At 70.2% G+C, this 22795-nt stretch carries 24 protein-coding genes and 1 pseudogene; 10 read left to right on the forward strand and 15 right to left on the reverse strand.

The window, feature by feature from the left end:
* Nucleotides 1-29: 29 nt before the first annotated feature.
* The 3 genes from ACYSMR_RS17195 to sigK form a co-directional block, all read right to left on the reverse strand.
* Entirely contained in the window at nt 30-659 is a 630-nt protein-coding gene (locus ACYSMR_RS17195; RefSeq protein WP_461746831.1) for a hypothetical protein, read from the reverse strand.
* A gap of 94 nt (nt 660-753) precedes the next feature.
* A complete protein-coding gene (locus ACYSMR_RS17200) occupies nt 754-1614 on the reverse strand; it encodes an anti-sigma factor (RefSeq protein ID WP_461746833.1) in 861 nt (286 codons plus the stop codon).
* A complete protein-coding gene (sigK, locus tag ACYSMR_RS17205; RefSeq protein WP_461746835.1) occupies nt 1611-2279 on the reverse strand; it encodes an ECF RNA polymerase sigma factor SigK in 669 nt (222 codons plus the stop codon). The genes ACYSMR_RS17200 and sigK overlap by 4 nt, the downstream gene beginning before the upstream one ends.
* 623 nt (nt 2280-2902) lie before the next feature.
* Here sigK and ACYSMR_RS17210 point away from each other — a divergent pair.
* From ACYSMR_RS17210 to ACYSMR_RS17220, 3 genes are all read left to right on the forward strand, one after another.
* The gene (locus ACYSMR_RS17210; protein WP_461746837.1) at nt 2903-3676 is read left to right on the forward strand and encodes a hypothetical protein; all 774 of its coding nucleotides are present in this window, start codon (nt 2903-2905) and stop codon (nt 3674-3676) included.
* Between the two features lie 43 nt (nt 3677-3719).
* Nucleotides 3720-4406 carry a class F sortase gene (locus ACYSMR_RS17215; RefSeq protein ID WP_461746839.1) on the forward strand — a complete coding sequence of 229 codons (687 nt, stop codon included), beginning with the start codon at nt 3720-3722 and terminating at the stop codon, nt 4404-4406.
* Between the two features lie 113 nt (nt 4407-4519).
* Nucleotides 4520-4972, forward strand: a complete 453-nt coding sequence (locus ACYSMR_RS17220) for a DUF4383 domain-containing protein (protein ID WP_461746841.1) — start codon at nt 4520-4522, stop codon at nt 4970-4972.
* Between the two features lie 269 nt (nt 4973-5241).
* On the opposite strand, the gene ACYSMR_RS17225 is transcribed toward ACYSMR_RS17220, so the two are convergent.
* Nucleotides 5242-5652, reverse strand: coding sequence for a hypothetical protein (locus ACYSMR_RS17225; RefSeq protein WP_461746843.1), 411 nt, complete (start codon nt 5650-5652; stop codon nt 5242-5244).
* 617 nt (nt 5653-6269) lie between these two features.
* On the opposite strand from ACYSMR_RS17225, the gene ACYSMR_RS17230 reads away from it, so the two are divergent.
* From ACYSMR_RS17230 to ACYSMR_RS17240, 3 genes are all read left to right on the forward strand, one after another.
* The gene (locus tag ACYSMR_RS17230; RefSeq protein WP_461746845.1) at nt 6270-6731 is read left to right on the forward strand and encodes a cupredoxin domain-containing protein; all 462 of its coding nucleotides are present in this window, start codon (nt 6270-6272) and stop codon (nt 6729-6731) included.
* Nucleotides 6728-7219, forward strand: a complete 492-nt coding sequence (locus ACYSMR_RS17235; RefSeq protein ID WP_461746847.1) for a hypothetical protein — start codon at nt 6728-6730, stop codon at nt 7217-7219. The genes ACYSMR_RS17230 and ACYSMR_RS17235 overlap by 4 nt, the downstream gene beginning before the upstream one ends.
* A gap of 107 nt (nt 7220-7326) precedes the next feature.
* On the forward strand, nt 7327-7971 hold the full coding sequence (locus tag ACYSMR_RS17240; RefSeq protein WP_461746849.1) for a vitamin K epoxide reductase family protein: 645 nt from the start codon (nt 7327-7329) through the stop codon (nt 7969-7971).
* Between the two features lie 168 nt (nt 7972-8139).
* On the opposite strand, the gene ACYSMR_RS17245 is transcribed toward ACYSMR_RS17240, so the two are convergent.
* Nucleotides 8140-9126, reverse strand: a complete 987-nt coding sequence (locus tag ACYSMR_RS17245; protein WP_461746851.1) for an AraC family transcriptional regulator — start codon at nt 9124-9126, stop codon at nt 8140-8142.
* Nucleotides 9127-9192: 66 nt separating this feature from the next.
* Complete coding sequence (locus ACYSMR_RS17250) at nt 9193-9642, reverse strand: ATP-binding protein (RefSeq protein ID WP_461746853.1); 450 nt, start codon at nt 9640-9642, stop codon at nt 9193-9195.
* Nucleotides 9643-9874: 232 nt separating this feature from the next.
* Here ACYSMR_RS17250 and ACYSMR_RS17255 point away from each other — a divergent pair, with 232 nt between their 5' ends.
* Nucleotides 9875-10327, forward strand: a complete 453-nt coding sequence (locus ACYSMR_RS17255; RefSeq protein WP_461746856.1) for a hypothetical protein — start codon at nt 9875-9877, stop codon at nt 10325-10327.
* A gap of 217 nt (nt 10328-10544) precedes the next feature.
* Here ACYSMR_RS17255 and ACYSMR_RS17260 read toward each other — a convergent pair whose 3' ends face one another.
* The 6 genes from ACYSMR_RS17260 to ACYSMR_RS17285 form a co-directional block, all read right to left on the reverse strand.
* A complete protein-coding gene (locus tag ACYSMR_RS17260; protein WP_461746858.1) occupies nt 10545-12380 on the reverse strand; it encodes a beta strand repeat-containing protein in 1836 nt (611 codons plus the stop codon).
* A 95-nt stretch (nt 12381-12475) separates the two neighbouring features.
* Nucleotides 12476-13792, reverse strand: a complete 1317-nt coding sequence (locus ACYSMR_RS17265) for a hypothetical protein (RefSeq protein ID WP_461746860.1) — start codon at nt 13790-13792, stop codon at nt 12476-12478.
* 201 nt (nt 13793-13993) lie between these two features.
* Nucleotides 13994-14158 carry a hypothetical protein gene (locus tag ACYSMR_RS17270; protein WP_461746862.1) on the reverse strand — a complete coding sequence of 55 codons (165 nt, stop codon included), beginning with the start codon at nt 14156-14158 and terminating at the stop codon, nt 13994-13996.
* Between the two features lie 153 nt (nt 14159-14311).
* Nucleotides 14312-14617, reverse strand: coding sequence for a hypothetical protein (locus tag ACYSMR_RS17275; RefSeq protein ID WP_461746864.1), 306 nt, complete (start codon nt 14615-14617; stop codon nt 14312-14314).
* 128 nt (nt 14618-14745) lie between these two features.
* Entirely contained in the window at nt 14746-14901 is a 156-nt protein-coding gene (locus ACYSMR_RS17280; protein ID WP_461746866.1) for a hypothetical protein, read from the reverse strand.
* Between the two features lie 159 nt (nt 14902-15060).
* Nucleotides 15061-15597, reverse strand: a complete 537-nt coding sequence (locus ACYSMR_RS17285) for a GNAT family N-acetyltransferase (RefSeq protein WP_461746868.1) — start codon at nt 15595-15597, stop codon at nt 15061-15063.
* 494 nt (nt 15598-16091) lie between these two features.
* Between ACYSMR_RS17285 and ACYSMR_RS17290 the strand changes: the two are divergent.
* Nucleotides 16092-16510, forward strand: a pseudogene (locus ACYSMR_RS17290) (recombinase family protein); the annotation flags it as partial.
* A 93-nt stretch (nt 16511-16603) separates the two neighbouring features.
* Here ACYSMR_RS17290 and ACYSMR_RS17295 read toward each other — a convergent pair.
* Nucleotides 16604-17827 (reverse strand): IS110 family RNA-guided transposase, encoded by a 1224-nt coding sequence (locus ACYSMR_RS17295; RefSeq protein ID WP_461746870.1) that lies wholly within the window; start codon nt 17825-17827, stop codon nt 16604-16606.
* Between the two features lie 361 nt (nt 17828-18188).
* On the opposite strand from ACYSMR_RS17295, the gene ACYSMR_RS17300 reads away from it, so the two are divergent.
* A complete protein-coding gene (locus ACYSMR_RS17300) occupies nt 18189-18782 on the forward strand; it encodes a TetR/AcrR family transcriptional regulator (RefSeq protein ID WP_461746872.1) in 594 nt (197 codons plus the stop codon).
* Nucleotides 18783-18894: 112 nt separating this feature from the next.
* On the opposite strand, the gene ACYSMR_RS17305 is transcribed toward ACYSMR_RS17300, so the two are convergent.
* A complete protein-coding gene (locus ACYSMR_RS17305) occupies nt 18895-19923 on the reverse strand; it encodes a zinc-binding dehydrogenase (protein ID WP_461746874.1) in 1029 nt (342 codons plus the stop codon).
* Nucleotides 19924-20227: 304 nt separating this feature from the next.
* On the opposite strand from ACYSMR_RS17305, the gene ACYSMR_RS17310 reads away from it, so the two are divergent.
* Nucleotides 20228-21523, forward strand: a complete 1296-nt coding sequence (locus ACYSMR_RS17310; protein ID WP_461746876.1) for an MFS transporter — start codon at nt 20228-20230, stop codon at nt 21521-21523.
* Nucleotides 21524-21952: 429 nt separating this feature from the next.
* Here ACYSMR_RS17310 and mscL read toward each other — a convergent pair whose 3' ends face one another.
* Nucleotides 21953-22345, reverse strand: coding sequence for a large conductance mechanosensitive channel protein MscL (gene mscL, locus ACYSMR_RS17315; RefSeq protein ID WP_461746878.1), 393 nt, complete (start codon nt 22343-22345; stop codon nt 21953-21955).
* Nucleotides 22346-22795: the final 450 nt, after the last annotated feature.

Below are 22795 nucleotides of genomic sequence, written 5' to 3' on the forward strand. Positions count from 1 at the left end.
CGTTTCGGTGGTGGGGCAGGGGTGAAGGCTCACGACACCGGGCCCGGTGGGCCCCTGGGGGTGATGATCCTCAGGGCGCACCCCAGGTCGTGGAGGTCGTAGTGGAAGAACCGGCCCGGTCGCCCCACCGGCCGTCTCGCTGCCTCCCACGGGAATGCCACCGCCAGCAGCCGGCGCAGCGGGGCGCCCAGTACATCGACCAGTGACCACCATGCCCGCTCCCCGTGGCGCAGGGCCAGGTAGGTCACGACTGCGGCCAGCAGGTGCAGCAGGAGCATCGGCCAGTGGGCGGGCACGGCAGAGGAGAGGTCAGGAAGACCTGCCGGCAGAGCGGCAGGGTGGGTGTGGCCGGGCGCCGGCTCGGCTCCCCGCAGAGAGTGAGAGGCGGCGGTGTTCGCACCGGTCCGGGCGAACAACAGATGGTAGGCCCCCTGACTGATCGCCACCGCCGAGGCCAACCGTGCTGGGCCCATCCGGTGTCCGGCCAGCAGCACGCCCACCCCCACCGCCACCGCCACGGAGACCGCCACGGCGCCGGGGGAGGGCGCGGCGGTGTCCACGGCATAGTGGGACACACCAGCTACCGCCACGGACAGGATCCCGGCGATCGCCCCGCGCACCACACGCGCCACTGGACTCACCGCGTCCTTACGGCCCATGGCCCGGGTGATCTCCTGCCCCGGTGGCCGTGTGGTCTCTCGTGGTCGGGAGTGCGTGCGCGGCGGGGTCGGTGCGGTCATGGCGTGGTCGGCCTCAGATCTCGGTGGCGGCCACGACCGGCAGAGTGGGGGTGGTCGAGCCCCCGGCCGGTTCCACCGTCATCGCCACCGCCCCGGCGCCGGCTACCTCCCCGTCCAGCCAGGCGCGGATCTCCCCGCCGGTGAAGTGCACATCCGGGACCGGGATGTCCTCCTGGAGCAGCCACAGCTGGTACTCCCGCCCCTGCCCCGGGTCGGGCAGGTCGGTGGCGACGAACAGGGCCTCGTCCTGCTGCTGGGACACGACCAGGGTGGCGGTCCGCCCATCGACCTGGATGCGGTGAGTGGTGACGTCGGGGGCGGACAGCAGCCGGTTCTCCCGGTCCTGCTCCTGCGCCGCGAGCTGTTCCTGTTCCTGTTGCTGCGACTGCACGCCCAAGCCCCACCCGCCCAGGGCCACCCCCGGGAGCAGAACCGCGGCCGCGGCCGCGGCCAGAAGTCGCCGGCGCCGCCGTCGATGGGCGTCCAGGGACACGACCTCGGCACCGGACTGACCCGTGCTGCCCCCGGGGAGGGATGCCCCTGTCGGATCGGTCCCGGGGCTTGCCCCCGTGCCGACCGAGGTCGGTCGACCCGTAGCGGGCGTCTCGTCCGGAACGGCGGGCAGGGGCCGGCTGCCGTGGATGGCGCCCAGCACGGTGGCGCGCAAGGCCGGCGGGGGATCCAGTGCTACCGCCTGTGCCAGGTGGGCAGTGACCTCGGCGTAATCGGTGACCTCGGCCTGGCACCGGACACAACCCGCCAGGTGAGTTTCGAAGGTGGTCCGCTCGGCCGGCTCCAGGGCGTCCACGGCGTAGAGAGCGGCCAGCCCGTGAAGGTCACCGGCGTCCATGCTGTGCTGGTGGAGGTTGTTCATGGTTGTCCTCCCAGCGCCGATCGCAGGTTTTTCAGTCCGTCGCGGATGCGGGCCTTGGCTGTGCCCACGGGGATCCCGAGGCGGGCGGCGACCTCCTGGTAGGTGCACCCCTGGTAGTAGGCCAGTGACACGGCTTCCCGCTGCAACGGGGTCAGGGCCTCCAGCCCGGCCCGGACCTCGTCGGTGTCCATGGCCTGCTCGACCTCCTGCCAGGTCTCATCGGCCGGCGCTTCGACCCGGCGGTGCTCATAGGCCTGCTCCCGATCCCTCTCCCGGGCGACCTGCCGGATCCGATCCACCGCCCGGCGGTGGGCCAGGGTGCACAACCACGCGACCACGCTCCCGCGTCCCGGGTCGAAGCGGGCGGCCTGCTGCCAGGCCATCAGGTACACCTCCTGGAGAACCTCGGCGGCGATCTCCGGAGAACGCGTCACCCGCACCACCAGACCGTAGACCTTCGAGGCGGTGGCGTCGTAGAGAGCAGCGAAGGCCGCCTCGTCCCCATCCCCGCTGCGCCGCAGCAGATCGGCGAGGTCGCCCCCATTGTCACGGCTCAGCGTTCCTTGTCCCGGTGAGGGCTCGAGCTGGTCATGGCGGTCGGACCGGCCGTTGGGCCCAGAGGGCGGATCCTGGCGGTTCCCTGCACCGGGGCGGGGCTCAGTCATGGGCTCCCACGGGTCATCCCTTCGACAGCGGTGCCCCGCCGAGGACGTGGACGGGGAGATTCTCGGGGTGAACACTGCCACACCCCCATGGTGGCCCGCCATGGATTCCGGCCTCCGCCGCCCACCGCCGGAACCGGGCCTGCGGGCCGGGCGCCCGGGCAGGGCCCGGCCGTGACGGCCGGCGGCCCGGGGCGGGTAAGGAGTCTCCATGACTGCTGTTCGCCGCCGACCCTGCAGCGGATGGGTAGCGCTCCTGCCGTCTTACCGAGAAGTACCTGAAGCAGCACCCCGCCCTTCCCGGGGCAAGGGCCCGTGGCCAGGGATCCCATGGCCGGTGGTCTCCGCCCCTTCCTCCTTCGACCCTTCCCACCAGGTGTGATGCTGGTTACACTCGTAAACGACCCCGATCATCAGGCGACTGATGAAATCGTGGTTGATCACCTGGGCACTTCCCCCCGCCCCTTGTCATCACGGACCTTGCCGGCATTCCGGTGAGCCGGAAGCAGTGCGGGGGAGAAGCTTTCAAAGTTTTTTCCCGCTCCACCCATCCGGGTGGTGATCAGCTCCGAACCCCCCATGCACACACCCCGATGTGCGAACCCGGCACGACGAAGGAAACGATCATGAACACGAAGATGCGTCTGCTTGCCGTTCCCACCCTGGCCCTGGGCGCCCTGGCCCTGCAGGCCGCCCCGGCCATGGCCCACGAGTCCGACATGTGGTCGACCCAGGCCACCCTGAACACCCTGAACAATTCCGGCACCACCGGCCAGGCCATGGTCGACGTCCACGGCACCCAGGCCACCGTCACGGTCAACGTCTCCGGTGCCGCCGAGACCTTCATGGACGGGCCGTTCCCGCACGCCCAGCACATCCACATCGGTGCTCAGGGCACCTGCCCCACCGCCGGAGCCGACACCGACGGCGACGGGGTCATCAACACCACCGAGGGCCACCCCTTCTACGGTCACATCGGCACCTCCCTGACCACCGAGGGTGACACCAGTGCCGACTCCGGGCTGGCCGTGGAGCGCTTCCCCGGCGGGTCGGCCTACTCCTACGAGCGGACCTTTGAGCTCAACGCCGAGACGGCCGAGTCGCTGAAGAACGGCACCGCCGTCGTGGTGGTGCACGGGGTGGACCCGGCCAAGATGCCCGCGGCTGCGGCCGAGAAGATGTCGGACCTGGACCCGGCGCTGCCCGCGGCGGCGACCCTGCCGGCCGCCTGCGGCACCCTGACCGCCACCCAGATGGGGGCCATGCCTGAGGGCGGGGCTGACACCGGGGTCGAGGAGGCCACCGGCAACGGCGCCACCGCCGCCATCGCGGTGGCCGGTGCCGGAGCCCTGGCCCTGGCTGGCTCCGCGCTGGTGGCCCGCCGCCGCGCCCGCGCCTGAGCCCTCTCCAGCTGATCCCAGCTGATTCGAGGTCTCGATCCCCATGACGGGCTCTCACCACGGTCGCCGCGCAGGTCTCACCACCTGCGCGGCGACCGCCGCCCTGCTCCTGCTCACCGGGTGCGCCGGCACCCCCGCCCCGGTGGCCGGGCCCACCAGCTCGGCTCCGTCCACGGCGGGAAGTTCTCCGGCCGCTGCGGCCACCGCCGACCCCACCCGTGCCGTCCCGAAGAAAGCGACGGCGCCCACACCTGCCGAGAAGCAACCAGCAGTGCTGGCCGCCTCTGCCCCGAAGTCCCTGACGATCCCGGCCATCGGGGCTAGCTCCGAGCTGCTGCACCTGGGTCTGCGCGAGAACGGCTCCCTGGAGGTCCCGCCTGAGCCCCCCGGCTCCCCGGCCTCCTGGTACGACGGCTCCCCGACCCCTGGGGAGCGCGGGCCGGCGGTGCTGCTGGGCCACGTCAATGCCACCGGCGGCGGGCCCGGGGTCTTCGCCGACCTGCGTCAGCTCAACCCCGGGGACCGGATCGAGGTGACCCGCCAAGACGGCACAGTGGCCACCTTCGTCGTCGACCGCGGGGAGGCCTACGCCAAGGACGCCTTCCCCACCCTGGAGGTCTACGGCGACACCGAAGGTGCGGAGCTGCGGCTGATCACCTGCGACGGCTACGACCCCGCCACCGGGGCCTTCGACGACAACTACGTCATCTACGCCACCCTCACCACCTGACCTGCGAGGGCCAGAACCATCCCTTTCGGCCCCGCACCGACCCCGGAACCACCCTCGAACGACTCACCCAGCTCCAGGATCCGGAGCGGCAGACCAACACCAGGAGAAACGCCATGACCACCACCCACCGCACCCCTACCGGCGCCCGCACGAACGTGCAAAAGGCGGCCCTGGCCGTCGGGGCCGTCTTCCTGCTCGTGGGCGTGTTGGGGTTCGTCCCGGGCATCACCGCCGACCATGATCAGCTCCACGTCGCCGGCGCCCACTCCGAGGCAATGCTGCTGGGCCTGTTCCAGGTCTCGGTGCTGCATAACCTCGTGCACGTCCTCTTCGGGGTAGCCGGTCTGGCCCTGGCCCGCACGATCGCCGGGGCGCGGTCCTACCTGCTGTACGGAGGCATCATCTACCTGGTGCTGTTCCTCTACGGACTGCTCATCGATCAGGACTCCGCCGCGAACTTCGTGCCGCTCAACGCCGCCGACAACGGCCTGCACCTGCTCCTGGGCGCCGGCATGGTCGCCCTGGCGCTGGTGCTGACCCGCACCCGGAACACCCACCACAACTGACACAAGCGGATGCTGGTGAGGGGGAGGAACGCCGATGGCGTCCCTCCCCCTCACCATCATCGGCAACCGACCACTGCTACGCCCGCCTTGGGCGAGTATCTGTGACCTTGTCTCGAGGTGGTGTCCAGGACCGGATGTGCGCCGCCCGGACGAGGATGCGCCGTCTGTGGGTACCGTGCCCTTGCGCGGGTTTCGTTGGTCGGCTGAGGCCGCCGATGTAGCCCTGGCGCGCGCCTGCGCAGGACGCCCGTCATGGGCGGGGACAACGATCAATCCCGGGCGATGGCGGTGAGAACGTCGGTTTTGAGCCGGGTCAGGTCCACGGCCTGGCCCTCGGCCAGGCCGTGCTCACGAACCCACGCCTGGGTCAGGGGCCGGAGCTCGTCGTGACCGCGATCAGCGTCCGAGTGGGTCGCCCCGACCCGCGTCTGCCTCGGATGCTCGACGTCGTGTCCGGTGAAGGAGATGACGGCCACCGGGGCGGAGGCCAAGCCCACCACCCCGTGGACGGCGGCGACGGTGCGCCCGTGGAAGTGGTCCCCCGGGCGCAGATCCCACGCGCGCTGCACGCCCGCGGGTGTGACGGGTGCGGTCGCCCCGGTGGCGTCGTCCCGGCCGCAGCACAGCACCGCCTCATCGGCGTGCCATGGACGCTCCAGCATTGGTGTTGTCGCGATCATCTCGGGCCTCCTCCACCGGTGCCCCCGAGGCTGTTCCCCGCCGTGGACGGGAACACCGGCTTCCTGAGCTGCTTACGCGGTGCGCGCAGGCGGGACGCCTGTGCGCACCGATCGTTCATCAGAGGTTCGATGCCAAGTACCCCGCGGACGGGTGAAGCCACCAGGAAAATCGCTCTGCCTGACCGGCGCCTTGACCCCCGCCGGGGGCACCCGGGCCGGACCCTGGACCGGTTGGCCGGGACCACTGGATGGTCCAGAAATACCGGGGCCATGTCGCGGAGAGCTCATCGAAAACGGAGAACAAGAACATCACCGAAGGACCCATCCGTTCGCGCCACCGCGACGAACAACAGCTGCCAGGATGAGCGCTCCGCGATGCTGTACCAGCACGGTCGCCTCAGGTCGTGACCGGTACGCAACGACCAGGGCCTGTATGCGGGGTCTGTGTACGAGATGGAGGAGGCCCCAATGTGTGAGCTGATCGCTTCCTCACCGCCCCGGTGCGGGTGCCTGTCGCAGGCTCGGACGACCCGGGTGTCGTGGCGAGGCATCCAGACAGGCCGGCGCCCGCAATCGCGGCCGTTGGCGCCAGGTTGTGCCCTTCGGAAGGAACAGTCATGAATCTCAAGCGGGCAGTATTCAGCCTCGTCGTGGTGGCGGCTGTGGCCGGTCTCACCGGGTGCGGGCCCGGAAGCGAGACTTCCGGGTCCGCGCCGGAGACGTCGCCGACCAGCGCCGCGCCCACCGCCCCGTCCACCGCCCAGTCTTCCGCGCAGGCGGCCCCGGCCTCTTCCGCGCCGGCCGCTTCCTCGTCCGCACCGGCAGCCGCGGAAGACGTCGTGATCACGATCACGGACTTCCAGTACGATCTCCCGGCGTCGGTCGCCCCCGGGGCCACGGTCACGGTGATCAACGAGGACACCGCCCCGCACACCGTCACCGCCCAGGACGAGGGCGGGTTCAACGCCGTGGCCGCAGCCGGTGAGACCGTCACCTTCACCGCCCCCGAAGAGCCCGGTGAGTACCCGGTCATCTGCACCTACCATCCCCAGATGTCCGCCACCCTGGTCGTCCAATGAGCCGGACCGCCGGACCGGCCCGCACCGGCACCGACGGGCGCCACCGCCCCCGGATGCTGGTGCTGCGGGTACTGATCGCAGCCGGGCTGGTGCTCACCGCCGTCATCCACCTGCAACTGGCTCCGGGGTACCAGCAGGTGCCCCATGACGGAATCGGGCAAGGCACCCTGTTCCGCCTCCAGGCCGTGGCCTCCCTGGCCGCGGCCCTCTACGTCCTGGTGCGCGGCACCCGCCCCGCCTACCTGAACGCCGCAGCCGTGGCACTGTCCGCCCTGGCCGCGGTGGTGCTCACCCGGTACGTGCCGCTACCAGCGATCGGCCCGCTCCCGGCGATGTACGAACCGGTCTGGTACCCCGCCAAAACGCTTTCGGCTGTGGCCGAGGCCGTCGTCGCAGCCCTGGCCTGCGCCGGATACCTGCTCCTGAACCGGGCCCGGCACCACCCCGGCATCAGCGGTGTGTCCCCGGAACACTCCTCCACCCCCTAGCCCCACATCACTGTCGTGCAGTGAAGGCCCACAGCGCCCACCACCTCGCCGCCTGGTCTGCCCACCCCGACACCACCGCTGCTCGAACCGCCCTCAAGGAAACCACCATGACTCAACCCGCCATCGTCGACCGCCCCCACAGCACCGAGCCGGCCCTCGAGGCGGACCTGCCGGCCTTCACCCGCCACCGGCCCTTCGCCATCATTCTGCTGGTGAGCGGGGTGATCGGGTGGGTCGCCTCGGCGATCCTGGTGCTCGAGCGCCTGGCCCTCTACCGGGACCCGGACCATGTGAGCAGTTGTGACATCAACCCGTGGGTGTCCTGCGGGCAGGTGATGGGTACCTGGCAGTCGGAGCTGTTCGGCTTCCCCAACCCGCTGATCGGCATCGTGGCCTTCGCCGTGGTCATCACCACCGCCATGGCGGCCCTGTCTGGAGCACGCTTCGGGCGCTGGTACTGGGTGGGGCTGCAGGTTGGTGTCACCGCCGGTGCGGTGTTCGCGCTCTGGCTGTGGTCCCAGGCGCTGTTCTCGATCTACGTCTTGTGCTTGTACTGCATGATCGTGTGGGCGGCGATGATCCCGTTGTTCGTGCTGCTCACCGTGCGCAACCTGGCCCACGGCGTCATCCCCGCCCCGGTCGGTCTGGTGCGCTTCGCTTCCGAGTGGGCATGGATGCTCGTGGCCATCACCTACATGGCCGTGTCCGCCTCGGTGTTCCTCCGCTTCTTCACCGCCTTCACCGGGCTCTGAAGACCAGGAAGCCCGCCGTGGCGCCGCCTCGAGGGCTTCGGAAAAAGCGGCCGTGCTAACGAGTCGGAAGCACGACCCTCAATGGGTTTCACAGCTGCGGTGTTGCAGCAGGAGATCTGTCTGCGGGCTTCTCTGTGAGTGCCCGATAGGTGTGGCGAGCAGCGTCGCTCAACGGTGCAGGGTGGTCGCCGGGGGTTCGCCGTAGGTCTGGCGGTAGGTGGTGGCGAAGCGCCCGGGGTGGGTGAAGCCCCACCGGGCGGCCACGGCCGCCACGGTGATCCCGGTGGCGGGGTCGGCGGTGAGCAGGTCCTGGTGGGCGGCGGCCAGCCGGAGGGTGCGCAGGTAGTGCAACGGGGTGGTGTCCAGGTGCCGGCGGAATCCTGCTTGCAGTCCGCGGGGGCGGAGCCGGGCGGCCGCGGCGATCTCGGCCAGCCCGATGGGTTCGCCCAGGTGGGTGTCGATGAACGCGATCGCCCGCCGCACCGAGGCCGGGGTGGTGGCCTCGACCGGTGCCTGGGCGGAGCGGTCGAGGAAGGTGTTGGGAAAGGTGTGCAGTACCGCGGTGGCGATGGAGCGGAGGAGCTGATCGCGGGCCAGGGGGGAGGCCATGAGCTGGTCGTTGGGCAGTGCGTTGCGGGCGAGGTGTGCGGCGGTGGCCCCCCAGTAGGCGCCCATCGCCGCACTGACCGGTTGATAGCCGGTGAAGGCCAAGGAGAAGTCTTCCCGGCCCACCAGCGCCCGGGCATACTCGGCCACCACCATCTCGTCCACGGTGAGAGTGGCCAGTCCCGGGTCCTCCCACTGCCCGGCGTAGGGTCGGGAGGGAAACAGGAACGTCGAGCTGCCGGGGATCTCGTCGCGGTCGGTGCGGACGGTGAAGCGCCCGTGGGTGAGGTGGCCGATGCGGATCAGCCCGGTCCCGTCGTTGGTGGCCGTCGCACGGTGCCCGGCCAGGCGCACCTGCTGGAACCCCAGCGGGCCGGCCTGGAGAGTGGTCAGGCGCATGCGGAAGGCCGCGGGGGTCGGGTGCGTCCATGCGCAGGTGCCGGTAGGCCCGCTCCAGGGCGGCGCGGCCGGCCTCTGGGTCCTGGGTGGTCCAGGACGCCTTGTGCACATCCACCCCCATGATCTGAGATTACGACCGCCCCGTGGCATGGGTCGAGCGCTTCAGAAGCGAAGGTGGCGCGGTCGGGGTCCCCGGCCTGGGCCGGGTCCGGGTGGTCAGTCGTCCCCGTCGGCAGCGCCGTAAGTGGTGGTGGCCGTGGGCACGAGCTGGTGACCGGCCGTGAGCGGTGCTGGGAGCCCGGTGCGGGGGAGGGTGAGCGTGACGGTGGTGCCCGCCCCGAGGGTGCTGGCGCAGGTGATGGTCTCGCCGTGGCCCACCACGATGTCGTGGGCGACCGCCAGGCCCATGCCTGGGATGGCCGACATGCGGGCGCCAGGGCTGCGGAAGAACCGGGTGAAGACCTGCTCGGCATCGCCCGGCGCCATGCCCATGCCCTGGTCGGCCACGTGCACCTCCACATTGTCGTCCGATGATCCGGGACGGCGTGGGGGCAGGAGGGGCTGGGCGGTGACGGGGAGCGGCGGTACCCTGAGCGACGACCACCACCGTAGGTGGTCGTCCCTTCTGTGGCAGGAGTTTCCAGCCGGCAATGCCCGATCCCTCACGCACCTACCCGCGGGCCTATGTCGCCGCGCCGGTGGCCCCGGCCAACGGCCTGTTCACCGCAATCCACTGGGCCTTCGACCAAAGCGGGGACCTCAGCTGGGACTCGATCGGGATTCTCGTGCCTACCCCGGCCATGGGGAGGAGCTCTACCATTTGCGGCGCTTGAAGGGCCGGGGGGTCAAGATCGGCACGGTTGCCCAGGCTCTACGGGCCACTGCCTTCCATGGGGCGATGATCGCCTACGCCCCAGACACGAGGATGCTCACCGAAGCCGAGGACATCCACGGGATCCTCGCTGTGGCCGTGGTGGCCGGGCACAACGAGCCGCTGGGCCCCTGGGTGGATGCCCACCATCCCCAGCACCTGGGCGGACAGCGGCTGGTCGCCCGAGACCCGTTCGCCGGGGATCCGAGGGTGCGCCAAGCCCTGGCCCACCTCACCCGATACTTGGGTCCGCTCCGGGGGTTGACCAACCCGGCTGATGTCGAGGTGGTGACCAACACCTTGCAGCATCTGCGCGCGACCGGGTGCCGGTACACCCCCGGCCAGCTGCTGGCAGCAGCCCTGCGCCTGGGCTGGTCCGGCCACTGCGCCTGGGCCGTGCACGAACTGGCCGCCGGGATCCTCACCGACCCGACCGCGCCCACCGCCGCCAACCGCCCGGCACTGCAGCCCAGCACCTGACGCCCCCTGCCCCGCCTGGTGGCCTGCCAGGGCGCAACGGTGGACCCATCCACCGCCCCGGGGTCCTGCGGCTGGGAGGCCCCGCTCAAGGGCGCAACGGTGACAAGCTTCCGGTGCGGGCCTTCACACCGCACAAGGCTGCGCTGTGGATCAGGACCACATTGGCGGTCCTGATCCACAGCGCAGCCCGCGTGCCTCCACGCTCGGGTGGAAGGAACTACCCCCGGGCGGCCCGTCGACGGCCGACCAGCAGCAGCACAGCCCCGGCCACCAGCAGGGCCATTCCGACCCCGGCGACCATCGAGGACGTCGCACCGGTGTGGGCGAGCACCCCACCCGGGGCCGCAGTCACACCACGGTGACCGACCCCCACGGTGCCGATGCCCGCGCCAGCGCTGCTCACGGCGGAGACGGACGAGGAAGCAACCGCCACACGGGCGTCAAAAGAACCGCCCGCTGCGGGGGCCATGGCCTGGGACGCCGCCCCGAAGATCAGAGCATCAGCGATGTCAGTCTCCACGGTCCCGTCCGCAGTGACGGCCCCGCCCACGGCAGCGCCATCTGCGCCACCCACACCGACCGTGCCTTCAGCGCCGCCCACACCGACCGTGCCTTCAGCGCCGCCCACACCGACCGTGCCTTCAGCACCGGCCCCGGCCCCCAGGCCGTTGTCGTCGGTCACCGGAGTCGTGATGCCCCCGTTGGTGTCCTCGGGGTGGTCCGTGCCGTTGCCGGTCGCCGGGCTGGCGCCGGCCCCGTCGGTGCCTTCGGTGCCGTCCGTGCCGGTGCCGGTGTCGGTACCGCCACTGGAGGTGTGACCGCTGTCGGTGGCGGGGTCGCCGATGACGGTGATCGCGTTGTCCTCCACGATGATCGGGGTGGTGATCACCGGGGTGATCTGGGTGCCGCCGCCCAGGCTGTCCTCACCACCGGTCACCGGAGCCGCACCAATGGTCCCACCATCGGTGTTGCCGGAAGTAGTGGAGTCAGTGGAGCCCGTGGCGGGATCACCGATAACAGTGACCGCGTTGTCGTCCACGGTGATCGGGGCGGTGATCACCGGAGTGATCTGGGTGCCGCCGCCCAGGCTGCCCTCACCATCGGTCACCGGGGTCAGGCCGGTGGTCCCACCGTCGGTGTTGCCAGAGGTGTTGGTGTCGGTGGAGCCGGTGGTGGGGTCGCCGATGACGGTGACCGCGTTGTCCTGGACCCCGACCGGAGCGGTGATCACCGGGACAACCTGAGTGCCCCCAGCGAGGCTGTCCTCACCGTTGGTCACTGCAGTGCTGCCTTCACCAGTGGAGCCGTTGCTGCTGCCAGAAGGCGTGCTGTCGGTGGAGCCGGTGGTGGGGTCGCCGATGAGGGTGACCGCGTTGTCCTGGATCCCGATGGGGGCGGTGATCACCGGGATGATCTGGGTGCCGCCGGCGATGCTGTTGTCGCCGTCGGTGACCGCGGTGGTGCCTCCGCCAGCGGCGCCGGGGGTGCTTCCGGTGGTGCTGTCGGTGGAGCCGGTGGTGGGGTCGCCGATGACGGTGACGGCGTTGTCCTGGATCCCGATGGGGGCGGTGATCACCGGGATGATCTGGGTGCCGCCGGCGATGCTGTCCTCACCGGTGGTTGCGGGAGTTGGAGCGCTTGTTCCACCGTTGGTCGTGGGTGCTTCCCCGCTGTCGGTGGAGCCGGTGGTGGGGTCGCCGATGAGGGTGACGGCGTTGTCCTGGATTCCGAGGGGTGTGGTGATCACCGGGGTGATCTGGGTGCCGCCGGCGATGCTGTTGTCGCCGTCGGTGACCGCGGTGGTGCCTCCGCCAGCGGCGCCGGGGGTGCTTCCGGTGGTGCTGTCGGTGGAGCCGGTGGTGGGGTCGCCGATGACGGTGACCGCGTTGTCGCTGACGGTCACCGGGGTGGTGAGCTCAGAGCCGGCCTGGGTGCCGCCGGCGATGCTGTCCTCGCCGGTGGTTTCCGCTGCGGTGGCTTCGCTGGTGCCGAGGATGAAGATGCCGGTGGCCAGAGCCAGGCCGTAGAGGCCGCGCTGCATGTCCTTGCGCATGAGAGGTTCTCCTGAAAAGTGATGAGAGGGGGATCTGCGCCAGAGGCGTCAGAGGGTCGACTGCTGCTGCCCACGGGCGGGCAGCGCGGTCCTCATCAATCAGGAGTGGAGCCGGGGTCGAACGCCGGGGCGGTGGGCAGGTCCCCCGCCGCGCCGAAGAAGGAGTCCGCCTTCCCGGCGCTCAGCCGCGGAAACAGCTCGAGGTAGGAGATGCCCGCGGGCATCCCGGGCCACCCCATCGGATCAGCGCTGCCGAGGGGAGAACCGGGCCCGCCTCCGGTGGAGGTGCTGCTGCCCGACGGAGCCGGTGCGCCACCGTGGGAGGAGGCGGAGCCGGCAGTGCCGGGGGTAGCGCCCGCCGGGGTCGCCACAGCATGTGCCCAGTCCCAGCTGGTGCCTGTTCCGGCCGTGCTCACTACCCACGGGAACCGGGGGAGGAGCGTGGCCGGGGCGACACCGGTGACGGTGGTCTGCGTGGCCGCACGAGCAGTGGCGGCCGGCTCGCGGGAGAACGTCCGATCCGCCGCAGTGCTGGCAGCGATGCGTGTCCGGTCATCCACCGGGTGGTCCTGCACGGAGGGAGTGCCCTCCGTGCGCTGGACCGCGGCAGGGGTCTGGGCCGTGCCGGGCACCTGCGCCGGGGAGGAGGGCGCCGGGGTCGGCGCGGCCGGGACCTCGATGTCGGGCTGGCCCAGCGCGGGAGCTGCCGGGGTGAGCTCGGGCGCCGGGCTGACCGGCGGCGTGATTCCGCCCACCACCGGGGTGGCGTCGAGAACCTCGTCGACGGCCCCGCTGATCGGCGCCACCACCTCCGTGACCGGGGCGAGGACGTCGGTGACCGGCGCCAGCACCTGGGTGACCGGGGTGGTGACGGTCTCGACCGTGCGCACCGGGTCGTCCACGATCGAGCCCGGGTCCCGGATCACGTCCAGGCCGGTGCCGGTGACCGTGCTGACCGTGCCCTCGGGCACGAGTCCGCCCACCACTGGGGTGGTGGAGAGGGCCTCGTCGAGGGTGCCGGTGACCGGGGTGGTGACGATCTCGACCGTGCGCACCGGGTCGTCCACGATCGAGCCCGGGTCCCCGGCCACGTCCAGGGCGGTGCCGGTGACGGCGCGGACCGTGCCCTCGGGCATGACCTTGCCCACCACGGGAACAGCCCCGATGGTCTTTTCGGCGGCGGTGACCGGGGTGGTGAGGGTCTTGACCGTCCCCACTGGGTCGGCCACGATCGTCGCTGGCTCCCGGACGGTATCCAGGGTGGTGCCGATGACTGTGCCGGTGATTGGTGCAGGTTCGTCGGTGGCGTGGGCGGGTGTGGAGCCCAGCAGCAGCCACCCGGTGGCGGCCAGCCCCGAGGTGAGGGCCACGCGCACGGAGGTGGCCAGTGAGCGACGCCTGGGCATCTTCACCGCTGCACCTCCTCCGGTTGCACGAGCCTCGGATCGTGGGCCAGGCCGGACCTGGACCGCTTCAGGCACGACCATAAAAAATATGTCCAATGCAAATCAATGCTTATTAATGTTCTTCACTGGACTGTTACCGGCCACTGGCCATGAACAGATGCAGAGTCCGCGGTCGCGTAGGTCTCCAGCATCCCGGTCCAGGGCTGTTTAGGGGTCCGGGAGGGTGACCTCGGTGGTGAACGGTGAGTACGGAGCGACCAGGGGAAAGATCAGCTCGAACAGGATCCACACCACCGCCGCCACGAGGACCACGGCCAGCAGGATCCGCACCCACACCGGGCCGGGCAGGCGGGAGAAGAGCCACGCGTACACGCTTCCTCATTTTCTTTCCGCGGAGGTGGCCACCGCGGCGGCGATCTCGGCCGGGGGTCCTGTGCGGGCGGGACGCCAGGAGGCCAGGGCGGCGTGGACGATGTAGCGTTCAGCGTCCCCGGAGGGCGATGTTGCGGTAGGGGTTCCGAATTGCTACCGCCGGGCGGTGCTGCGCCGGCCTACGAGCCAGCCGACGCAGAAAGCTAAGAGGATCGCCCCCACGGCGAAACCGACCCATCCCATCACGGCCTGCGGAGTAAGAAAAGTCATGCCGGGGAACGTCTCACCGTTCATAGGGGTGTAGGCAAACCACCCGAAAGTGGCCTCAGCCGGATTGAGCAGCACCGTCAGCGCCCCTGCCAGAACGGTGACCACGGCCAGAGCGGCCAAGGCCAGCACCCACCGTGGCGTCTTGGCCGGGGGAACCGCTTCGGGGTTGTCGGCGGCGGTGACATTCATGGGCCGAGACTAGCGCTCCAGCACACCACTTCTTCCCGCACACGGCCGTTGGCCGCCCAGACCTCCACCTGCCTTTTCGCGGTTCTGTATCCGACTCAGGTTGCAGGGAAGGTGCAACGGAGGTTCATCTACGGCCGTCCGATGCTTATGCGGTCACCGTGCTTCCGGGTGTAGTCCTTGACGCCGGCCGTCACCGCCTTGCGGATCACCCAGTAGAGCACCAACAAGGAAACGACGAGCATGAACAAGGGAATGAGCAGTCCGAGAGCGAAGACGTCGGCCATGGTGGACCTCCTGGTAGGTGGTCCTTGCACGCTACGAGGAAGCTGACGGCATCTGAGGGACCACGCCCCTGTTCCGGCCCGTCGCGCTGCAATAGGAGTTGGTCAACAGGCACCCGCTGGGTCCCTCCATGGCGCTCCACGAGCAAGTCGGCTCATGCGTCACCTGATCGTGCATCGGTCCTCCTCGGGATCGAGCAGGAGCAGCGCCCGGACGTTGTGACCGTCATCGGCTGGCGTGAGGGTGAAGCCCAAGCGGCGTAGCACGGCCAGGGCACCCTCGTTGGAGACGGTGGTGTCTGCCCGCACTCCAGACGCCCCGAGTGAAGCGGCCTGACGCAGAGCTGCGGCCATGGCTGCTCGTCCCATACCGCGACCCCGGGCGCCACGAGTCAGCCAGATGCCCATCTCCAGGACGCCAGGCTCATCGGTGTGCTTGAGGCGCACCGAACCTACGACCAGCTCGTCGACGACCACGGCCCAGGTGGCCTCGTGCGCCGGTCCGGCCAGTCCAGCCCGACGGACACGGTGGAAGTCACCTAGCCACGCCACTCTCTCCGGTGTCCATGCTCGGCCGGCCGTCAGCGGCGGAGTCACCTCCTCAGCCAGGGCGTCCGTGGTCGCGGCACGGAGGAGCTGCGCCAGTACGGTGTCATCCACGGCGACCAGCGCAACAGAGAAGGTGTGGTCCGCGGCCACGGCCACAAGCCTACGCACCGCACCGCGATGCCTTGACCCCTCCGCGGGCGGTGTCCTACTGCCCGATCCCGGGCTGGAGTGTCCGCAGAGAAATATCCCATGTCTTCGTGAGGTGCACGACACAACTGCTGCCGGCTGGCGCGGGGACATCAGTCGGCGACGTCGCTGAGGGCACGAGTTGCGCGGTGACGAGCCCGCCCGATCAGTGCATCTCCCCTCTCCGTGTCGCCGGTGGCTCGTACCTCACATGCACGAGCACCCGTCACATCACACAAGGCCACTGACCGGACATCGACCGGCGGGAGTTCCCGCATCTGGTGGAACTCCGGCCAGTTCGATCTTGTGCCGGTTCCGCGGTGCGACGCGGTCTGCACGCTGTACCGGGGCTGGTTCCTGCGGTCCTGACGGACAGGGAAGGCATCGCAGTGGCTGTGGCATGTCGTGTTCTTGCGCTACCACGACACCGCTCAGTTGGTCGTGCAGGTCCGGAAGGGGGTCCGCCGACGCAGAACATGCTGGCCTTCGCCGAGCAACTACGGAGCAGGGGCGCGGGTTGCGGGTGCTGAATCTGGGTGGGGGAGACGTGGACACGGCCACCCCGATGGGGTCGATGGTGTTCATGGTCATGGCTGCTTTGGCGCAGATGGAGCCGGAGATCAAGCGCGAACGCATCACCGACTCGGTGGCCAAGCGACGGGCCGCCGGCAAGGACCTGGGCGGGCGGCGCCCGACCGTCACCGACTCCCAGATCCGCAACGCCATCCGGCTGATCGACGGTGGCGAGCCGGCAACCCAGGTCGCCCGGGACCTCGGCATGTCCCTAGCCATCCTGTATCGCCGCATCCGGGAGCTACCCAGCCCTGCCATCGCGGGACGCGACTGGAGGGGTGGGCAGTCGTCGGGTGGGGTGTGACGGCAGGGGTGGTCGGTGTCGTCGGCTGACTGAGTCATGAGTCCCCTCGTGTCCAGAACTGCCGGCGCCGGGGGGGTGCCTCTATGGTTTTGGTCAAGCGGCCAGGGCCACCGTTGACGGCGTTTGGGGCCCGGTGGGGTCTTGGTAGAGGGTGCCGTTCCTGAGCATGGCGAAGAGCACGTCGGTCCGGCGGCGGGCCAGGGCGATGATCGCCTGGTTGTGGCGCTTGCCCTGGGCGCGTTTCCGGTCGTAGTAGGCCCTCGAGGGCGGATGGTGGAGCGAGGCGAAGGCCGAGAGGAACAGGGCTCTCTTGAGGCGTTTGTTCCCACCCCTGGGAGCGTGCTCGCCGCGGATCGAGGTCCCCGACCGTCTTGTGACCGGGGCGATCCCGGCGTAAGAGGCCAGGTGCCCGGCATCGGCGAAGTCTTTGCCCACGACCTCGGTGAGGATTCTCGCGGCGGTCCTGGCCCCCACTCCGGGCATCGAGGTCAGGACCGGGCAAAGAGGGTGGGCCTCCACGAGGGCCTCGACCTGGGTAGCCACCGTCGCCCGCTGGTGGATCAGGGCGCCCAGCTGCCCGGCCAGGATGGGCACCACGGTGGTCGCGGCCTCGGTGCCGGCCACCACCACGGTCTGCTGGGCCAGGGCCTCGAAGATCTCCTCGGTCAACGACTCGGCCAGGCGGGGGGCGTGCTTCTTCAGCCTCGCCCGCACGTGGCCCCTGCCGGCCGCGGCCAGCTTCGCCGGGGTGGGGTAGCGGGTGAGCAGATCCGCCACCGCCGGGTGGGTCACCCGCGGTCCCAGCACCCTTTCGAGGGCGGGGTGGATCTGGGTGAGCATCCCGCGCAACCGATTACTGGTCGCGGTGATCTGGGCGGCCAGGTCGTCGTCGAAACCGGCCAGCACCGCCAGCTCAGCAATCTGAGCCTCATCCACCCGGATGTTCCGCAGGGTGTGGGCCATGGTGCGGGCCGCCTCGGCGATGATGAACGCGTCCCGGGCGTCGGTCTTCGCACTCCCCGGGTGCAGGTCGGCGATGCGGCGCATCGCCAACCCGGGCAGATACGCCACCTCAACCTGCTCGGTGGCTTCGGCCACGGCCACCGGCAGGGCGCCGATGGTGGCTGGCTGGTCCACGACCATCAGCGCCGGCCCGTGGATTGCAACCAGCTCCTCGAGGATCGCGCGCAGCCGGGCCTCGTCGTTAGGCAGCGCCTTGTCATAGACCGTCTTCCCGGTGCTCGTCACGGCCACCGCGTGGTGGTCGGACTTGCCGACGTCCAGGCCGATGAACACGGCCGGGCGTTGCTCGCTCATGGTGTTGCCTCCTCAACGTGGGCCCACAGCGTCTACTGACCGGCCGGGTGGTGGTCACGCTCGGCATCCACGTTACGAAGGTCCTCGAAGGAGATCCCGCCTCTATCAGCGATCCGTGACCACCGGACCGGTTGCCGGTGACAACACCCCCGGATCATGGGCGACTGGGGGCAACGATCATGCCGGCAACCGACCGGTCAGCACCTCTCATCCTGACGGACTGAAGAGCCATGAAAAAGGTAACGGGGGCTTTGCCCCGCCCGCTGTATTATGGACCGGGAAAACCAGAATTAGTGGCCTCACGGGTCGGGAAGCGAGGGAAGACATGCCGGCAGGAAGGCCTCGGGCGTTCGATCTGAACGTGGCCGAGGAGGTGGCGATGCAGCTGTTCTGGGACCGCGGCTATGAAGGGGTGTCCCTGGCCGACCTGAAGAGTTCGATCGGCATCTCCTCGGCCAGCTTCTACGCAGCCTTCGGGTCCAAGGAAGAACTGTTCGAGCGGGTGATCCGCCGCTACGCGGCGGTGACCAACCACGTCATGAGGATCGTGGCCGACGAATCGCTGCCCGCGGGGAACGCGATGGCTTTGTTCCTGCACGAGTCCGTGGACTCCCAGACACGCACGGACAACCCGAAGGGGTGCCTGATCGCGCTCAACGGGACGCTGGGCGGGGCGGGCATGCCGGAGGCGGCCCGGGCCGCGCTGAAGACGCGCCGGGAGGCGGATCGCCGGCAGATCCATGACTTCCTGGCCCGGGCCGCCGCCCAGGGGCAACTGCCCGCTGAGGTGGACCTGGACGGATGGACGGCGGCGATCCATGGCTTCATCCTGGGGGTGGCCACCCAGGCCCGGGATGGCGTCCCGGCCGGTGAGCTGCACCGGGCCGCCAAAGTACTGGCGGCGGCGTGGGAGGCCGCCTTCACCCCGGCCAGGGCCGGCGGGGCCGCCCAATAGACATCGACCAGGACTTGTGGCCCGCCTGCGACATCGTGGTGTCGAAGACGGGCCACACGCTCATGGGGCCGGCCGGCGCTGCGGAAGAGCCGGCGGGAGGGGTGCCGGTGGATCAGGGCAGGAGCACGACCTTGCCGTAGGCGGCGCGGTCGTCGAGGATCCGGTGGGCTTCGGCAGCCTGGTCCAGGGGCAGGGTGCGCCCGACGACAGGGTGCAGGTGTCCCTGGGCGACCAGGTCCAGGACGGTGCGCAGTTCCCCGTGGCTGGCCCGGGCGCAGCCCAGGACGGTGCGTTCGGTGCGGAAGAGCTCGATGAGGTCCAGGTCGACGACCTCCCCGGCGTGGCCGCCGCAGACCGTGATGCGACCCTGTGTGGCGACGGCGGCGAGGGTGGACTCGAACACCGTTCCACCCACGTGCTCGAACGCCACGTCCACGCCCGTGCCGCCGGTCAGCTCCCGGACCTTCTCGGTGAGGTGCTCGGTGGTGTAGTCGATGACCTCGTCGGCGCCGTTCGCCTGGGCTCGCTGCAGTTTCTGCGCGGAGCCGGCCGTGGCGATGACCCGGGCGCCGGCCATCTTGGCGATCTGTACCGCGGCCGTGCCCACCCCGCTGCCCGCGGCCGAGACGAGCACCGTTTCCCCCGGCTGCACCTTCGCCCGGGTGATCAGGCAGTGCCAGGCGGTCCCGTAGGTCAGCTGCACCGAGGCGGCCGTTTCCCATGCGGTGGCCTCGGGCAACCGGACCAGGTCCCGGGTGTTGGCCAGCGCCAGTTCCGCGTAGCCTCCGGTGCGCTGGACCCCGTACATCTGCAGCCGGATGCAGTGGGTCTGCTGTCCCGCCTCACAGGCTGGGCACTGTCGGCAGACGACCTGGTACAGCGGTGTCACGTGCTCGCCCACCGCCCAGTCCCCGGCATCGGGCCCCAGGGCGACGATCTCCCCGGCGAACTCCATCCCCAGGATGTGCGGAAACGGGTGCTCCAGCCGGGACAGCCCGGCGCGGATGTCCAGGTCGAAGTGGTTGACCCCGACCGCGCCGACCCGGATGAGGGCCTGTCCCGGGCCCGGCACCGGATCGGGCAGATCCATCATCTGCAGCACATCGGGGTCCCCGAACTGGGTGAACGCCATTGCTCTCATGTCTTGCTCCCTCTCTGGCCGACCCGCAGGTCGGGCAACGGTGGGTGATCGTGCCGGGGAAGTGGGCACACCCCGAGCCGTTTGTGGATCGATCGATCCATACCAGGGTCCCAGAGCTGACCCGGGGCGTCAATTGTGGATCGGTCGGTTCACAATGCCGCCGTCCTCATGCTACCGTGACGGAATTGTGGATCATCTAAGCCAGAATACGACGGCATGGACTGCCGTGATCCACGGCCGCCTCGCGAACCCCGGCGTCCCCACCACCGAGACCCGTCAGCTCCAGATCGGAGGACAGCACATCGTGCGATCGTCCAATGCCTTTCCCCCTGTCCGCCCGGTACGCGTGTGGCCGGCACTGTTTGCCCTGGCCTTCGGGGCCTTCGGCATCGGCGCGGCCGAGTTCGTCGCCCTGGGGCTGATGCCCGAACTGGCGATGAGCTTGGTGCCGGAGGTCCATGCCGTTTCCCCCGAGCGGGCCATCGCCCAGGCCGGGTGGCTGGCCACCGCCTACGCGCTGGGGGTGGTCGTGGGTGCACCCACGCTGGGGGTGGTGGCCGGGCGGTGGCCGCGCCGCCGGGTCCTGGTCGTGCTGCTGGGGGTGGCCGCCGCCGCCACCTTCGCCTCGGCCGTGCTGCCCAGCCTGGAGCTGGTGCTCGCCGCCCGCTTCGTCTCCGCACTGCCCCATGGGGCGTACTTCGGGGTGGCCTCGTTGATGGCCGGTTCCCTGCTCGGGCCGGGCAAGCGCGGCCGCGGCATCGCGCTGGTGCTCTCCGGGCTCACGGCGGCCACGCTGGCCGGGGTGCCGCTGCTGACCTGGCTGGGCCAGGCCGCGGGGTGGCGGGTGGCGTTCGCCCTGGTGGGGGTGCTGTTCCTCGCCGCGCTCATCGCCGTGGCGGTGCTGACCCCGGCCCAGCCCGGTGATCCCGCAGCCACCCTCGGCCGCCAGTTCGGCGCGTTCCGTCGCGGGGCGGTCTGGCTCACCCTGGCCACCGCGGCGATCGGATTCGGCGGGTTCTTCGCCGTCTACACCTACGTCGCCACGTTCGTGACCGAGACCGCCCAGGCCGGCCCCGGGTGGGTGCCCGCCGCTCTGGCGGCGCTGGGTGCCGGCATGGTCATCGGCAACCCGCTGGGGGGCTGGCTCTCGGACCGGTCGATGCGCCTGGCCCTCTTCGGCGGGTTCGCCTCCCTGATTGCCGCACTGCTGCTGGTGGTGGTGCTCTCGGGCACGCTGGCCGGGGTCCTCGTCGGGGTGTTCCTCGTCGGGGTGACCGCGATGTCGCTCTCACCCACCCTCCAGGCGCGACTGCTCGACGTCATGGGCGACAGCCCCACGCTGGCCGGGGCGCTGAACCAGTCGGCGATCAACCTTGGCAACGGCCTCGGGGCCTACCTCGGCGGGGCGGTGATCGCCGCCGGCTTCGGCTACATCGCCCCCGCCTGGGCCGGGGTGGTCCTGGCCGCCGCCGGCGTCGTCCTGGGGCTGATCGGCTTCACCCTCGAGCACCGCCACCGCCGCACCACCAGCCCATCCTGGACCCTCACCAGCGAGCACTTGCCCGGGGCGGAGAACGTGGAGAAGGAACCGGTCCGATGACCACCACCACGGGCTCGACGCCCCGCGCCGTCAAGGCCGCCCCGGCCCCGATGAGAACTGAAGGTCACACGCGAACGCATCACCGACTCGGTGGCCACGCGCCCTGCCACCGGCGAGGACCTCGAGGGGCCCGGCCGTCGCCGACTCCCGGATCCGCAACGCCGTCCGGCTGATCGAGGCCGGGGAGCCGGCCGTTCAGGGGGCTCGAGATCTCAGGATGTCGCGGGCCAGCCTCTACCGGCGGATCCGGGAGCTGCCGTGTCGGCTGCCGTCGGAGGAGCACCGACCTCTGTCCGGCATGGGTCCTGGGGCCGTCATGGCCTTGTGGGGGGTTCAGTGTCCGGGGGCGCGCCCTGACATGAGGCAGATGGAGGCAGGCCCGTGCCCGTCTGGGCGGGGAATGGGCCCTGGGTGGGATGCCGGGGTGGATCAGCGACGTTGGTGGAGGGCGTCGCGGATCTCGGTGAGGAGCTGGATCTGGGGGTCGACCTCCTCGGCGGCCGCAGTGATGCCCAGGCGGCGGTTGCGCGCCTCGGTCAGCTTGTTCATGGGCAGCACGATCGCGAAGTACACGGCCGCGGCCACGAGCAGGAAGTTCACCAGGGCGGTGAGCAGCACCCCGAAGCGGATGTCGTTGCCGTTGAGGGTGACCACCGCGAAGGAGTCGAAGTTGGGTGAGCCCACCAGCGCCGAGATGGCCGGCATGAGCACGGACTCGACCAGGGCGTTGACGACCTGGGCGAAGGCCGCACCGATGATCACGGCCACGGCCAGATCCAGAACATTGCCCTTCAGAATGAATTCTTTGAATCCCTTGAACATGTGCCCAGGGTAGAGGTGCTGCCTCCCCAGTGGGCCAGGTGAGGCACCACAGGGCGCCCGGGCGCATACTCGCCGGTGACCCCTCCCGGGACGGAGGAACGGGACGCGGCCACGGGCAGGCTCAGCAGGGGCCTCGAGGGCGGGGGCGACCGGTGCCGCCGGACCGGACAAGGTAGCGGCCGTTGTGCGTGGGACAGCCCGGCGCATCGAGGGATACGGGGAGCCGCCCCTGTCCCTTCCGGGTACGTCGTGACGGTGGTGTCCTCTCGACTCCCTTCTGCATCGGATCGGATACCGGGGTGAGGAAGTCGGTGTTGATCACCACGGTCAGCCCCCGGCGGAATCGGGGGAAGGCTCCATAGCGCATGTGGCGTGTCGTGTTATGGCGCTACTACGGCACCGCTCAGTTGGTCGTCAAGGTCCCGAGGTGGGTCGGCCGACCCACAGCAG

It is taken from the genome of Kocuria sp. U4B (assembly GCF_054875615.1).

Bases quoted from the DNA above. Each gene is read 5' to 3' on its own strand.
- ACYSMR_RS17195 (WP_461746831.1), bottom strand. From the start codon at position 659: ATGGGCCGTAAGGACGCGGTGAGTCCAGTGGCGCGTGTGGTGCGCGGG.
- ACYSMR_RS17200 (WP_461746833.1), bottom strand. From the start codon at position 1,614: ATGAACAACCTCCACCAGCACAGCATGGACGCCGGTGACCTTCACGGG.
- sigK (WP_461746835.1), bottom strand. From the start codon at position 2,279: ATGACTGAGCCCCGCCCCGGTGCAGGGAACCGCCAGGATCCGCCCTCT.
- ACYSMR_RS17210 (WP_461746837.1), top strand. From the start codon at position 2,903: ATGAACACGAAGATGCGTCTGCTTGCCGTTCCCACCCTGGCCCTGGGC.
- ACYSMR_RS17215 (WP_461746839.1), top strand. From the start codon at position 3,720: ATGACGGGCTCTCACCACGGTCGCCGCGCAGGTCTCACCACCTGCGCG.
- ACYSMR_RS17220 (WP_461746841.1), top strand. From the start codon at position 4,520: ATGACCACCACCCACCGCACCCCTACCGGCGCCCGCACGAACGTGCAA.
- ACYSMR_RS17225 (WP_461746843.1), bottom strand. From the start codon at position 5,652: ATGATCGCGACAACACCAATGCTGGAGCGTCCATGGCACGCCGATGAG.
- ACYSMR_RS17230 (WP_461746845.1), top strand. From the start codon at position 6,270: ATGAATCTCAAGCGGGCAGTATTCAGCCTCGTCGTGGTGGCGGCTGTG.
- ACYSMR_RS17235 (WP_461746847.1), top strand. From the start codon at position 6,728: ATGAGCCGGACCGCCGGACCGGCCCGCACCGGCACCGACGGGCGCCAC.
- ACYSMR_RS17240 (WP_461746849.1), top strand. From the start codon at position 7,327: ATGACTCAACCCGCCATCGTCGACCGCCCCCACAGCACCGAGCCGGCC.
- ACYSMR_RS17245 (WP_461746851.1), bottom strand. From the start codon at position 9,126: ATGCCACGGGGCGGTCGTAATCTCAGATCATGGGGGTGGATGTGCACA.
- ACYSMR_RS17255 (WP_461746856.1), top strand. From the start codon at position 9,875: ATGATCGCCTACGCCCCAGACACGAGGATGCTCACCGAAGCCGAGGAC.
- ACYSMR_RS17260 (WP_461746858.1), bottom strand. From the start codon at position 12,380: ATGCGCAAGGACATGCAGCGCGGCCTCTACGGCCTGGCTCTGGCCACC.
- ACYSMR_RS17275 (WP_461746864.1), bottom strand. From the start codon at position 14,617: ATGAATGTCACCGCCGCCGACAACCCCGAAGCGGTTCCCCCGGCCAAG.
- ACYSMR_RS17280 (WP_461746866.1), bottom strand. From the start codon at position 14,901: ATGGCCGACGTCTTCGCTCTCGGACTGCTCATTCCCTTGTTCATGCTC.
- ACYSMR_RS17295 (WP_461746870.1), bottom strand. From the start codon at position 17,827: ATGAGCGAGCAACGCCCGGCCGTGTTCATCGGCCTGGACGTCGGCAAG.
- ACYSMR_RS17305 (WP_461746874.1), bottom strand. From the start codon at position 19,923: ATGAGAGCAATGGCGTTCACCCAGTTCGGGGACCCCGATGTGCTGCAG.
- mscL (WP_461746878.1), bottom strand. From the start codon at position 22,345: ATGTTCAAGGGATTCAAAGAATTCATTCTGAAGGGCAATGTTCTGGAT.